We start from the raw sequence: 12,975 nt of genomic DNA, 5'->3' as shown, positions 1-12,975 counted from the left end.
ACAATCCCAAGAAAAGGGTGATGGGTGATGGGGCGACAGAGAAAGTACTACCTTTGACCGCAACTTGGTATTAGACAATAACTCAAGTGGCTGGCACACAATTAAAGCCCTCCCAATCCCCAATTCCCAATTCCCAATCCCTAATCCCTCAATGCTGACGGTAAAATAATCGAACTACGGAAGGTAAAACTTAGAGTTCAATGCGTATCTCTCTAAACTGGCTACGAGAACTGGTGGACGTGACGTTAACCCCAGAAGAGTTAGCCGAAACCCTAACACTGGCAGGATTTGAGGTTGAAGACATCGAAGATCGTCGGAGCTTCGCCGATGGCGTGGTAGTGGGGAAGGTTCTGGATGTACAGCCCCATCCGAATGCGGATAAGCTCAGAGTCTGTCAAGTGGATATTGGCGCGGCTGATGGTGTACTCAATATTGTCTGTGGCGCGGCGAATGTCCGACCAGAGATTTATGTTCCAGTAGCCACTGTCGGCACTTACCTACCCGTAATTGATGTGAAAATTCGCGCCTCAAAGCTGCGGGGGGTTCGCTCAGAAGGAATGATTTGCTCCCTAGCCGAAGTGGGCTTGGAAAAACAGTCGGCTGGTATTCACATTTTTGAAGAGGAGAATCTCCAGGTGGGCAGTGACGCTCGTCCCCTCCTCGACTTGGAAGATGTCATTCTCGATTTGACAGCAACAGCAAACCGTGCTGATGCCCTCAGTATGGTGGGGGTCGCCAGAGAGGTGGCGGCGCTTACAGGCGCGTCAATGAGGCTTCCAGACGCTCCTGAAACAACGATTCCACAGGGTTCTGGAAATCTGAGGATCAAGGTTTCTGAGCCACAAGCTTGTCCGGCATACATTGGGACGGTGATTGAAGGAGTGAAGATTGCTCCCTCCCCAGATTGGTTGCAACGGCGCTTGCAAGCAGCGGGAGTGCGACCGATTAACAATGTGGTGGATGTCACAAACTACATTTTGTTGGAGTGGGGACAACCGCTTCATGCGTTTGATCGCGATCGCCTAAAGGCAGTTGCAGGTGGAGATGCCTTAACCGTTGGAGTGCGCTTCGCTCAAAGTGGCGAATCTCTCAAGACGCTGGATGGTCAAACCCGAAGCCTTCAACAACAAACCCTATTAATTACCGCTAACAATAAACCTGTTGCTCTCGCTGGGGTGATGGGTGGCGAAGAAACAGAAGTCCACGAGAACACGCAGAATCTAGTCTTAGAAGCGGCGTTATTTGAGCAGGTGGCAATTCGTCGCTCAGCCCGTACCCAAGGCTTACGGACAGAAGCGTCTACTCGCTATGAGCGAGGTGTGAATCAGGCAGAATTGGGGATTGCGGCAAAACGTGCGATCGCACTAATCACCCAGTTAGCCTCTGGGTCACCAACCTCACAAGAAATTGCCGATACACGCCCCGATCCCTCAACGTGGGCACGTTCAATTGAGCTACGTCTTGACCGAATCAATCAGATTTTAGGCCCCGTAGATTTGGGAGAAGACACAGGCGAAATCCTCGCGGAAGATGTCGAACGTATCCTCACTGCCCTTGGGTGTCAACTGAATCGTAGTGATTCAAACATTTCCACCCAATGGATAGTGACCGTTCCCCCCTACCGCTATCGGGACTTGGAGCGCGAAATTGACTTAATCGAAGAAGTCGCTCGTCTATACGGCTACGACAAATTCTGTGATGACTTACCGGATAAGACAGAACCAGGGTATCTTTCCATAGAAGAGCAACTAACACGACAACTGCGAGAAGCGTTTCGTGCGGGAGGGCTGACAGAATTAGTTCACTACTCATTAGTCAAGCCAGAGAACGAGACGCAAATTCATCTGGTTAATCCTCTGCTTACAGAGTACTCAGCCTTACGAACCGATTTACTTATGGGCCTAATTGATGCCTTCCAGTACAACCTAGAGCAAGGGAATGAGGCGCTCAATGGCTTTGAGATTGGTCGGCTGTTCTGGAAAGAAGAAGAAGGCTTGGAAGAAGCGGATGCGATCGCTGGAATTATCGGGGGTGATCCAACTCAAGGCAAATGGGTGAAGGGAGGACGTTCCTCACCAATGACTTGGTATGAGGCAAAGGGTGTCCTAGAAAGTGTGTTTCAGCGCTTGAATCTCAATGTTGAGTATCAGCCGAATCGACAAGATGAGCGCTTTCACCCAGGACGTACAGCGTCGTTGTGGTTTCAAGGCGATCGCTTAGGCAACTTTGGGCAGCTACATCCTCAACTACGTCAGGAACGAGGCTTACCCGATGCTGTCTATGCCTTTGATCTGGACTTGGATGTACTCTTGGATGCTTTAGATCAGGATGAAAGACTGACTCCACGGTTCCAGGTATATTCGACCTATCCAGCGACTGACCGGGATATCGCCTTCTTCGCACCTGTAAAAGTCTCTGTAGCAGAAATAGAACGCGCTACTCAAAAAGCAGCCGGGACGTTATTGCACTCTGTAGAGTTATTCGATGAGTATCAAGGCGAATCTGTCCCTGCTGGACAACGAAGCTTGGCATTCAGGCTAATCTATCGGGCAAGCGATCGCACTCTGACGGATGAAGAAGTCGAGCCAGTGCATCAAAAAGTCCGAGAAGCCCTAGTCGAAAAATTCGGTGTCAGTCTCAGAAGTTAAATAGTTATTGGTTGTTGGTTAACTGTTATTAGAAAATAATTAACAACCAACAACCAATAACTAGCGATGCCTAAATATGTGATGTGGGGAAGCTACTGTGAGGATGTTTTAGAAAAGCGTGCGCCTCACCGACAAGCTCATCTTGATGGTCTTGCTGCTCAAAAAGAGAGCGGTGTCTTAATTACGATTGGTCCGACCAAAGATGTCACTAAAGTTTTTGGCATCTATGAAGCTGAAGACGAAGCCACAGTGCGCCAGCTAGTTGAGGCTGACCCCTATTGGCAAAACGGGATTTGGACTGAATACGAGGTGAAAGAGTGGATTCAAGCTTTTTAAGTTCAAGCTTGAAGGGAGAGTTTACCTAGCCCACGAAGAAAGCGATCGCCCCAAGCTGGCTATTCTCTAATCTTTAAAATTTTTTGCTTAAAAATTTTAAAGCAGTGGAATTTTTTGACAGGATATTCGTTTGGCATAGACGAAAGCGATCGCTTTTTACACAAACTAATAATTTTTATCTGACTGCATATAAACAAATCAGCACCTGAGCAGAATTTGGTTTTCCGATAAATTAAGCTAAAATCTGCTCAAATCAAGCATTCGGATTTACAGGTGTGGAGGAGTAAGGAAATGGTTCGTCTTAAGGGCTTGTTGTCCGGACTGAGTGCTATGGGTTTAGGAGGCTTTGCTATTGCCGCAACCCTTGCCTTCACCACGGAGTCAGCTTCTGCTCAAGCTGCCTACGGGAGTTATGTTGGAGTTGGTCCGACGGTAGGTATTCTTGAAGATTCACGAGGAGAGGCTCAGCAAATTGGTGGAGTGCTGGCGGTGCGCTACAAACTGTTGGAAATACCTGTCTCATTACGTGCCCAAGCTCTCATTGGCTCCGGCACGGCGATTGTACCAACAATTTCCTATGACGTTCCCCTCAACTGGCAAACCGATGCCTATTTAGGTGCTGGCGTTGCCTTTGCAAGTGGCACTACGCCGTCGCCAGTAGGAGATAAAACAAGCTTTGCCCTACAACCGGGTATTGATTACATTGTCCCGAATAGCAACACTGTTCTATTTGGCAATGCAATTATTGCTTTCGACGCCTATCGCAATGGAGGAGGAGCCGCTCTTTCCGTGCAAGGTGGGGTTGGTTTGAGATTTTAGGAAATTATGATGGAAGTGTGTGTAAACACTAAATCACAGCCAAGACTTTAAATTTATTGTGAATCAACGATGTGCAAGAGCTAAACAACCATTCTTGTGGGTACTCTAGATATATAACCTAGGGTAGATGTCTTTATGCATTCGTTGGGGAAACGGCTGAAAGATTGTTATGAATTGTCCTGTGATCCTACTACCGGGGATAATTCTTCGCAGATCGAAATCGGATATCCACGTCCACAGTTGCGGCGTGCTAGCTGGATTTGTCTAAACGGCTCGTGGAAGTTTACGTTTGACGACGCTGGGCAATTTGTTCGACCTGGTGATATTTCTGATTGGACTCATACCATTCAAGTTCCCTTTGCTCCAGAATGCACAAAAAGTGGCATCGGCGACACAGGTTTTCACCCAAACTGCTGGTATGAGCGGGAATTTGACTTACCCGAACAAGAGGGTCGGGTGCTGCTCCACTTCGGGGCTGTAGACTATCGTGCCCGTGTTTGGGTTAATGGTCAATTCGTGGCAGACCATGAAGGTGGACATACTCCATTCAGCATCGACATCACACATGTCTTGAATGAAAACGGACCACAACGGGTAACACTTTGGGCACAGGATGACCCCTTCGATCTGGCTAAACCACGCGGTAAGCAAGATTGGCAGTTAGAGCCACACAGTCTATGGTATCCGCGCACAAGTGGTATTTGGCAAACAGTCTGGGCTGAGGTCGTTCCTAGCACTTACATCGAGCACATCCGCTGGACACCCCACTTCGAGCGGTGGGAGATTGGCTTTGAAGCCTTTGTCACGGGTGAGCAATACGATGGTATGCAAATAAAAGTGAAACTAACAGTTGGTTGCCAACTGCTGGTAAACGATACTTACGAGGTGATCAACGGGGAGATTCACCGTCGCATTGCACTCTCTGACCCCGGCATCGACGACTACCGCAACGAATTGCTCTGGAGTCCTGAGAAGCCGACCCTAATTGATGCCCAAGTTCAACTGTGGCAAGACGACAAGCTGGTGGATGAGGTGAAGTCCTACACGGCAATGCGGACTGTGGCGATACAGCGCGATCGCTTCATGCTCAACGGGCATCCTTACTATCTACGGCTAGTTCTAGACCAAGGCTACTGGCCCGACACGCTGATGACTGCCCCCTCAGATGAGGCGTTGCGGCGCGATGTCGAGTTAGTCAAGATGATGGGCTTTAACGGCGTCCGCAAGCACCAAAAGATTGAAGACCCTCGGTTCTTGTATTGGGCAGATGTCCTGGGTTTAATGGTCTGGGAAGAGATGCCAAGTGCCTATCGCTTCACGCCCAAAGCGGTAGAACGCATGACAAAAGAGTGGACTGAGGTGATCAACCGAGATGCTAGCCACCCCTGTATCGTGGTTTGGGTGCCGTTTAATGAATCTTGGGGTGTTCCTGACTTAACAGCGACGGAGCCTCATCGGCACTGCGTCCAAGCGCTCTACCACTTGACCAAAACCCTAGACCCAACTCGCCCGGTAGTTGGCAATGACGGCTGGGAGAGTGCAGCAACTGACATCCTGGCTATTCATGACTACGATAATAAGCCTACTCGGTTGGCAAAGCGTTATGGACCAGAAGTCAAGTTATCAGACCTGTTCGATCGCCAGCGTCCGGGAGGGCGTGTTCTCACCCTTGATGGTCATCCCCATAACGGACAGCCGATCATGCTAACTGAGTTCGGTGGTATTGCTTACGCTGACCGTGAACAACCTGATGCGGATAAAGTCTGGGGATACGTGCGGTCTTCGGATGTCTCGGAGTTGCAAATTCGGTATACGGCGCTACTGGATGTGGTTAACAAAGTCGGTATGTTCAGTGGATTTTGTTACACACAGTTGACGGATACCTTCCAGGAAGCAAATGGTCTGTTGTATGCAGACCGGACTCCGAAGTTTCCGCTAGAAGCGATCGCATATGCAACCCTAGGCAGGGGCGAAGAGGAAGAGGAAGACGTTATGCTCTCAGGAGTTAAAGCTAGTTGGTCCCCAGAGGAAAATGTATTCCCAGGAGCTGCTAAAGCCGGATGGACGTCCGCTGACTCTATACAGTCGGTACCCAATTGCGGAGGGTATCCAGGCTCCCAGCCCCGGTAATGAGCCGATTCAGGCAAATCCCCACCTACGTTGGCATCCCTTGCGGGGTGAGTGGATTGCTTACGCCAGTCATCGTCAGGGGCGGACATTCATGCCGCCCCCGGAGTACAACCCACTGGCCCCCACCATCGATCCTAAATTTCCGACCGAACTCCCCCAAGGACAATATGACATAGCGGTTTTCGACAACCGCTTTCCTTCGATGGCGCTGGCGGCGCATGAGCCACCTAGCAGCATTGTTGAAACTCTACCTGCAAATGGGGCGTGCGAGGTCGTGGTTTTCACCCAAGACCCCGAAGCGTCCCTCGGTTCCCTGGAACTCTCTCACCTAGATTTGCTGTTGCAAGTGTGGGGTGATCGCACTCGTGTACTCGGAGGGAATCCACATATCCAGTACGTTCTGCCCTTCGAGAATCGAGGTGTGGAGATGGGGGTGACGTTGCTTCATCCCCATGGTCAGATTTACTCCTATCCTTTTGTGCCTCCTGTTCCTGCACGGATGCAGGAACGCCAGCAGAAATATTATCAGGAAAATCAGCGGGGCTTGCTGCAAGATTTGATTCAAAAAGAAATTGAAGACAAGCAGAGAATTATTTATATAGATGAAGAGGCGATCGCATTTGTCCCCGTGTGTGCCCGCTATCCTTACGAAGTTTGGATTGCAACCATTGAGCCAGTTGCGACATTTATTGACCTTACAGCAGAGCAGCGGAGAGGACTTGCCAAAGCTTTAAAGACTGTCACCCTCAAGTACGACGGCTTATGGAGACGCCCCTTCCCTTACTTAATGGCTTGGTTCCAGGCACCTACTGACGGGCAACCCCATCCAGAATCACATCTGCACGCCGAGTTCTATCCCCCCTATCGTACCCAGGATAGACTTAAGTACTTAGCTGGAACTGAACTGGCAGCGGGAATGTTTGCCAATGATGCTCTCCCAGAAGAGAAAGCCAAGGACTTACAGGCAGTATCGGTACTTCTCGAAGCGGGGGTGAGGGTGTGAAGGAATTTAATGAAGAAGTCTCGCGCAAACTGGAGTTAATTCGGGATGCATTAAGAGAGACCCAGGCAACGGGTGTCCGCCTTAAGGGAACAGACTGGTTTGCTTGGGCGACTGCTGGCGGTTCCAATACTGTGCTGCTTACCGCTGAAACCGGAGTAGCAGAAGTGTTGGTAACTGCTCAAGAGGCTTGCGTATTGACAGATGAAATCGAAGCACAGCGTTTAAAAGATGAGGAACTTCCAGAGAATTTTCAAGTAAATGTAAATCCTTGGGCTGATGCGGCTGCGCGTGAATCGTTTGTGCGAGATGTTACCAATGGGGGGAAGGTTCTTAGCGATCGCCCCATCCCTCACGTAGAGAAGCGCTTACCCACGTCTCTACAAGTTCATAAACAGGTAATGATGTCAAGTGAGCTAGAGCGATATCGCGAAGTCGGGCGTAAGGCAAGTGAAGCGATGACAGAAGTCTTAACAGCCGCCAAGCCTACCTGGACAGAATATCAGCTTGCGGGGGCGGGTGCAGAGGCATTGTGGGCAAGGGGAATACATCCAGCGTTGACTCTAGTCGCTGGCGAGAGGCGTTTGCCACTTTACCGTCATGCTACCGCGACTGGAGAAGCGATCGGGCGGCAAGCAATGCTGGTGTTTTGCGCTAGGAAATACGGTTTATATGCGAACCTTACCCGATTTGTGTCATTTGGTGCGTTAGGGGATGAACACGCCGAATTGCACCGTCATGTGCGGGAAATTGAAGCGCAAGCACTGAATGTGTGCAAACCTGGCACATCTCTGGACGCAGTTTATCACGCCTTAGCTCACGCTTATGACCAGCACCGATTCAAGCAGGCAATCCTCCAACATCACCAGGGAGGAACGACGGGATATTTGTCGCGAGAAATTGTGGCAAATCCTACTACGACTGACACTTTAGTAGAAGGCATCCCTGTTGCTTGGAACCCAAGTTTAGTCGGGGCAAAGGTTGAAGATACGTTTGTGATTCTTCAGGATGGCAAGTTGGAAAATCTGACTTTTGATCCAAACTGGCCAAGTGTTGAAGTAGAAGGAAGAGTGCGCCCTGTCCCATTGGAGTTTACATAATAAGCATTAGATATCTGGCAAAACTCGTTGCCGAATTGGGTATTTGGGTTTCATCATGACAGGAAATTTATCTACTAGGCAAATTGTGGCAATGGGAGGTGCAGGCTTATCAATAGAACCTGACAATCTCCTACTGGAAAAATACCTCCTCAAACTGGCAAACAAAGACAGTCCAAAAATTTGTTTTATTCCTACCGCTAGTGGTGATTCGCAAAGCTATATCGACCGATTTGACACAGCGTTTGCACAATTAACCTGTACACCATCTCATTTATTATTATTCAGATTACAAACGGCGGATTTGAGGTCTTTCGTTCTTGAGCAAGACATTATTTATGTAGGGGGAGGCAATACAAAAAACCTCATTGCTCTTTGGAGAGATTGGGGACTTGACAGCATCATCAAGGAAGCCTGGGAACGTGGAGTTATTCTCGCGGGTTGGAGTGCAGGCTCTATTTGTTGGTTTGAAGAGGGAGTAACAGACTCTTTTCCAGGGGAACTAACTGCATTACGTTGCCTTGGCTTTCTTGAAGGTAGTAACTGCCCCCATTACGACGGAGAACTAGAAAGAAAACCGTCCTATCATCGACTTTTATCAGAAGGACTAATTAGTCAAGGCTATGCCGCAGATGATGGGGTTGCTCTCCATTTCTTAGCTACTCAATTGGAGAGAATTGTGAGTTCCCGTCCTCATGCCAAAGCGTATCGGTTGGAAAAAGTAGGTGAGACAGTCAAAGAAAGTCCGTTAGAGCCAACATACCTAGGAGATATCCTAAACACATCGCTCTAAAAAGTAGCCTAGATAGATGTCTGCTACAGCTTCCGCAGCCTGTTACGTTTTAGCGATCGCATCCTTCAATTGAGAGTCGCTGTAACCTCCGGAAGATGATAGAAAAATCTGCTTTTTGAGATAATTTTGATTCATCATGGTGTAGGCTTTTCAGCTTTCGCTCCACTCAGGCAGCTTTCTATGAGTTCAACATACGACTTTCAATACTTTCAGGGGAATTCTCTTTCCGATCTGTTTGCACAAGATATCACGGATGCAGGTTATGCGTTCATCCTAAATTATCCTGCGACTGCTAGTTGGGCAGCTTATCCCAATACGAAAAAGTATTTTCTTCAAGATGGCAGTAGTGAAGCCACCAAAACTTCTTTTGATAAGATTTGCCAGAAGGAACCTTGGAAAAATCTGGCTGTGTTAGGCGACACCCTTCCAGGAGTTGTCATTATTGAGCCGCAAAAGTTGCTGATTGACTACTGGCGGGAGCATTTTGGCTTCAGCTACACCAATCTGGAGATGATCCATTGCTCAACTTATCTGGATGAACTTAGCCAAAGCGATCGCGTTAACAACGTCATCACACTATTTCCGTTTGATAATCTCAAACCTGAAAAACACGCTGTCGATCCAGACACTCACTATCACTTGCTCAGCAAAGTGGCGCTAGCCTCCCTAGGGGTGCAATGTCCGAAATTCGAGAGCTACAATCTGCACGAAGTCAGTCTCGAAGACATTAAATTACCAGAGCAATTCCCCTACTTGATCAAAACGTCGCACGGAATCTCCGGAGAAGGCACTTACATTATCAGAAGTACTAGCGAACTGAACTACTGTTTGGAAGAACTGAGAAAATATCTTGATATTAAGCTGCTTGATACGATCATTGTCTCGGAGTTTGTCAAGAATGTTGTCCAGAACTACTGCGTGCAGTTCTATGTCAATAAGGCGGGAGAGATTACGCTCATCGGTACGACGAGGCAACTCGTCACCGCAGAGGGCAATTATTTAGGAGGAGTGATTCACTACCGCGAAACTGACATGAGCAGATTCTTTGAGATGATTGCTGCCATTGGTCAGTATGCTCATCAACAGGGGTATTTCGGCTTTGTTGGCTTCGATGTGTTGGAAGATAGAGACGGACAATTTTATGCGATCGATGCCAATTTCCGAGTCAATGGCTCAACTCCTATGTGCTTACAACGCCATACCTTACTGGGACTAGGAAAAGAAGTGGCGACATATTCCAGTGACTACCGGATGGATGGGACATTAGACTCCATTCTCGTCACCCTGAAACCAGAACTTGATCGCAAAGACTTTATCATCCTGTCAGCTCTAGAGAAGCTCAAATACGGCAAAATTTATACCGATATTTACGGGATTGTGACTGGAGAGACGGTTGAAGATATGCAGCACATTGAGCAGAACTTAAAAGATAAGGGATTGCAGTTTGTCGGTTAAACAATATATTGACCTAGAGGTTATTGGTGAGTGGTTGATCGCCTCACGCCAGGGTTATATGTTCGATGTTGATTCCAAACGCAGAGAATGCAGTTGTTGACATTCGTAAACTTCGCGACTACTGCCTAAATCCAGACCATGATGAAGGGAAACACAAAGCTCGGCTTTTCTCCTCAAGCTTGGACATAACTGCTGATAATGCTGAGGAGTTACGCCAAATCCTTTTGGAAGTTGTCAAGACTCATGAGGCGCGATTGGGGCGACAGGATGACTTCGGGCAACGCTACACTCTGGATTTCACGCTCGAATGGCAAGATAAAAGTGCGACTATTCGGAGTGGTTGGATTATCGAACAGGGTTCTGATATCCCAAGATTAACGACCTGTTACCCTCTGTAGTACCTGGAGGTGATACGAGATGACGGCAAATACAGCCAAATTACTTGATGTAGTGGCACTAACGGTAGATCTTCCCGAATACAACCTGTGGCGTGGGCAAGTCGGCACAGTGGTTGAAATATTGGCTGGTGGTACTGCGTTTGAGGTTGAGTTTAGCGATCGCAATGGACGTACTTACGAGTCTGTTGGTTTACGTCCAGGACAAGTTATGGTGCTGCGTTTTGAGCCAGCATCGCCCGATTCAAAAGCTGAAATGGTTACGGCGTGATATGTGCGATTTTTTGAACAGTCAGATTATGATTTGGGCATGGAGTTTGAATGGGATGAGTCGAAGGCAACTGCTAACTTGAAAAAGCATGGTGTAAGCTTTGAAGAAGCCAAGACCGTGTTTGACAATGCGCTAGCTGTTATCTTCAATGACGAAGCAAACTCCTTAGATGAGCAACGGGAAATTATCATTGGTCATTCTCGCAGGAATCGGTTGCTGCTGGTTAGCTTTACTGAACGTCTCAACGCCATTCGTATCATTAGTGCCCGTATAGCCACTCGAAGGGAACGTGAAGATTATGAACAAAAAGCCTTTCGATGAATCTCCCAACCCTGAGGATGAATTATTGCCGGAGTACCACTTTGATTACCAGAGGGTAAAGCGCAACCGTTTTGCTGCTCAAAGTCTCAAGCGAAGGATGACAGTAGTGGTTTTGGATGAAGATGTTGCTGAATTTTTTACAACATCGGAGTCAGTTAACAAGGTACTTCGGGCGTTAATTGAAGCCATGCCACAAGCAGCAAGCGATGAGACAGCCTAACATAACCACACTGCAATGCTATGGAACCTCCTACTTTTGCCACACCCACCCTATGCACGGGTACGGGATGTTGATAGTGATAGGGTTGGGGATTGAGGAGTGATGACTTGTTCGATAATGTCAGCCGCTCGCCTCACACCACCTGCTTGTGCGATCGCCTCTTGAATTCTCCTGGCATTGTACCTGTAAGATTCCTCTGCCAGTACCTGTTGAATTGCAGTTTGCAATTTAGAAACGCTGAGGCGAGAAATTGCAATCATTTCTCCTGTTCCTGTCCAGCGGATGCGTGCTGCATTTCCAGGTTGTTCAAACGTAATTGGCATGGCAACTAATGGGACACCATGACTGAGAGAATCCAGTACTGTATTGAGTCCGCCATGAGTAATGGTTAGACTAGCTTTGGCAATCACCTCAAGCTGCGGTGCATAGTCAACCACTAGTGGAGAACCTGGCAGTGCTTGCACAGCATCGGGACTCATCCCACCTCCATGGGCGATGACGAGTTGCACATTGAGTCTTTTACAAGCTTCGGCAATACAGCGAAACACATCCTGTTTGGTATTCTGCACACTACGCGGTAACTTCCACTGCTGGCGATACTGGTTAATTACTTGCAGAATCGGTTGGCAACTGCGATCGAGGATAGTGTAAGCAACCTGATTTCGGAGCCGCGCCCACAAAGTATTTTCATAGTTCCAAGGCATAAAGAACGGTGGGGCATCCGCTCTGCGCTGAATTGCCTGACCACAGCTAACGCAAACGAAGGGAAGATTGAGAAATTCCGCGATCGTTTCTCCAACGGGTTCCAACTGATCGACAATCAAAGCTTCAATTCCCGCCGCTTCCACAGCCGCAGGAGCATCCTGACAGATGATTTCCGCACTATGACGACAAGAATCAACGGAATACCGAAGTGCTTCAATCTCACTCAACTGAGCAAGCTGCTTGAATGTTTCTGCCATTGAGCCAGGTTTGTAGAGGGATTGCCCAATCGCCCAAAAATGCAGCCCTTCCGATCTCACCGTTCGGTCATTTGGATGACCCAGTAGCCAAATAACCAGCCTCAAGTGTAGAGTGATCAAATGGTTAAGCCAGATGCAGATTGAGGCGCTAATCAACCAAGAAGTACCACCACCACATGGCAACCGAAAGGGATTAAGCTACGGTCAACTAGCTGTGTTGCTGTTAAGTTACATCATTACCCAAGCCGATCACCGACTGTGTGCAGTAGAAAGCTGGGTCAAGCAAGATCATCAAACTCTAGAATTAGCAACAGGCTGGAAGATAGCAGACAAAGACGCAACCGATGACCGACTGGCAGATTTGTTGAGTGTATTGGGTTCATCCCAACACCAGGCAACAGAGGCGATTGAAACTTTCTTGGGACAACACTTAATTCGAGCCTATGAATTACCGACACAAGTCGCTCGCAGTGACACCACTAGCTTTTCGGTCTATCATCAACCCAATCAAGAAGTACCCGAACCAGA

The 12,975-nt window shown here is 48.2% G+C and carries 13 protein-coding genes and 1 pseudogene; 13 read left to right on the top strand and 1 reads right to left on the bottom strand.

All coding sequences use genetic code 11. The annotated features are described in order from the left end of the window. Positions 1-200 precede the first annotated feature (200 nt). From pheT to H6F98_RS07610, 12 genes are all read left to right on the top strand, one after another. A complete protein-coding gene (pheT, locus tag H6F98_RS07665; RefSeq protein ID WP_192218077.1) occupies positions 201-2,648 on the top strand; it encodes a phenylalanine--tRNA ligase subunit beta in 2,448 nt (815 codons plus the stop codon). Positions 2,649-2,714: 66 nt separating this feature from the next. Then, positions 2,715-2,984 (top strand): YciI family protein, encoded by a 270-nt coding sequence (locus tag H6F98_RS07660; protein WP_192218076.1) that lies wholly within the window; start codon positions 2,715-2,717, stop codon positions 2,982-2,984. 291 nt (positions 2,985-3,275) lie between these two features. Then, positions 3,276-3,803 carry a hypothetical protein gene (locus H6F98_RS07655; RefSeq protein WP_199348359.1) on the top strand — a complete coding sequence of 176 codons (528 nt, stop codon included), beginning with the start codon at positions 3,276-3,278 and terminating at the stop codon, positions 3,801-3,803. Positions 3,804-3,938: 135 nt separating this feature from the next. Continuing rightward, the gene (locus tag H6F98_RS07650; protein WP_192218075.1) at positions 3,939-5,933 is read left to right on the top strand and encodes a glycoside hydrolase family 2 protein; all 1,995 of its coding nucleotides are present in this window, start codon (positions 3,939-3,941) and stop codon (positions 5,931-5,933) included. Further along, positions 5,836-6,936, top strand: a complete 1,101-nt coding sequence (galT, locus tag H6F98_RS07645; protein ID WP_192218074.1) for a galactose-1-phosphate uridylyltransferase — start codon at positions 5,836-5,838, stop codon at positions 6,934-6,936. Before H6F98_RS07650 ends, galT begins: the two co-directional genes overlap by 98 nt. Then, positions 6,933-8,033 carry a Xaa-Pro peptidase family protein gene (locus H6F98_RS07640; RefSeq protein WP_192218073.1) on the top strand — a complete coding sequence of 367 codons (1,101 nt, stop codon included), beginning with the start codon at positions 6,933-6,935 and terminating at the stop codon, positions 8,031-8,033. The genes galT and H6F98_RS07640 overlap by 4 nt, the downstream gene beginning before the upstream one ends. A gap of 55 nt (positions 8,034-8,088) precedes the next feature. Further along, positions 8,089-8,823, top strand: a complete 735-nt coding sequence (locus H6F98_RS07635) for a peptidase E (protein ID WP_192218072.1) — start codon at positions 8,089-8,091, stop codon at positions 8,821-8,823. Between the two features lie 180 nt (positions 8,824-9,003). Beyond that, positions 9,004-10,278 carry an ATP-grasp domain-containing protein gene (locus H6F98_RS07630; protein ID WP_192218071.1) on the top strand — a complete coding sequence of 425 codons (1,275 nt, stop codon included), beginning with the start codon at positions 9,004-9,006 and terminating at the stop codon, positions 10,276-10,278. Between the two features lie 65 nt (positions 10,279-10,343). Next, positions 10,344-10,676, top strand: coding sequence for a DUF6883 domain-containing protein (locus H6F98_RS07625; protein ID WP_192218070.1), 333 nt, complete (start codon positions 10,344-10,346; stop codon positions 10,674-10,676). 19 nt (positions 10,677-10,695) lie between these two features. After that, positions 10,696-10,944 carry a DUF4926 domain-containing protein gene (locus H6F98_RS07620; RefSeq protein WP_192218069.1) on the top strand — a complete coding sequence of 83 codons (249 nt, stop codon included), beginning with the start codon at positions 10,696-10,698 and terminating at the stop codon, positions 10,942-10,944. Positions 10,945-10,947: 3 nt separating this feature from the next. Then, entirely contained in the window at positions 10,948-11,265 is a 318-nt protein-coding gene (locus H6F98_RS07615; protein ID WP_313929813.1) for a BrnT family toxin, read from the top strand. After that, on the top strand, positions 11,243-11,485 hold the full coding sequence (locus H6F98_RS07610; protein ID WP_192218068.1) for a hypothetical protein: 243 nt from the start codon (positions 11,243-11,245) through the stop codon (positions 11,483-11,485). The genes H6F98_RS07615 and H6F98_RS07610 overlap by 23 nt, the downstream gene beginning before the upstream one ends. Before the next feature lie 50 nt (positions 11,486-11,535). On the opposite strand, the gene H6F98_RS07605 is transcribed toward H6F98_RS07610, so the two are convergent. Next, positions 11,536-12,507, bottom strand: coding sequence for a glycosyltransferase (locus H6F98_RS07605; RefSeq protein ID WP_313929812.1), 972 nt, complete (start codon positions 12,505-12,507; stop codon positions 11,536-11,538). A 52-nt stretch (positions 12,508-12,559) separates the two neighbouring features. Between H6F98_RS07605 and H6F98_RS07600 the strand changes: the two are divergent. Then, positions 12,560-12,975 (top strand): annotated as a pseudogene (locus H6F98_RS07600) (hypothetical protein); the annotation flags it as partial.

This window comes from Microcoleus sp. FACHB-SPT15 (assembly GCF_014849525.1).
Classification (GTDB): domain Bacteria; phylum Cyanobacteriota; class Cyanobacteriia; order Cyanobacteriales; family Coleofasciculaceae; genus Symplocastrum; species Symplocastrum torsivum.
This window is presented reverse-complemented; position numbering and strand designations above follow the sequence as displayed.

Bases quoted from the DNA above. Each gene is read 5' to 3' on its own strand.
- pheT (WP_192218077.1), top strand. From the start codon at position 201: ATGCGTATCTCTCTAAACTGGCTACGAGAACTGGTGGACGTGACGTTA.
- H6F98_RS07660 (WP_192218076.1), top strand. From the start codon at position 2,715: ATGCCTAAATATGTGATGTGGGGAAGCTACTGTGAGGATGTTTTAGAA.
- H6F98_RS07655 (WP_199348359.1), top strand. From the start codon at position 3,276: ATGGTTCGTCTTAAGGGCTTGTTGTCCGGACTGAGTGCTATGGGTTTA.
- H6F98_RS07650 (WP_192218075.1), top strand. From the start codon at position 3,939: ATGCATTCGTTGGGGAAACGGCTGAAAGATTGTTATGAATTGTCCTGT.
- galT (WP_192218074.1), top strand. From the start codon at position 5,836: ATGTATTCCCAGGAGCTGCTAAAGCCGGATGGACGTCCGCTGACTCTA.
- H6F98_RS07635 (WP_192218072.1), top strand. From the start codon at position 8,089: ATGACAGGAAATTTATCTACTAGGCAAATTGTGGCAATGGGAGGTGCA.
- H6F98_RS07630 (WP_192218071.1), top strand. From the start codon at position 9,004: ATGAGTTCAACATACGACTTTCAATACTTTCAGGGGAATTCTCTTTCC.
- H6F98_RS07625 (WP_192218070.1), top strand. From the start codon at position 10,344: ATGTTGATTCCAAACGCAGAGAATGCAGTTGTTGACATTCGTAAACTT.
- H6F98_RS07620 (WP_192218069.1), top strand. From the start codon at position 10,696: ATGACGGCAAATACAGCCAAATTACTTGATGTAGTGGCACTAACGGTA.
- H6F98_RS07610 (WP_192218068.1), top strand. From the start codon at position 11,243: ATGAACAAAAAGCCTTTCGATGAATCTCCCAACCCTGAGGATGAATTA.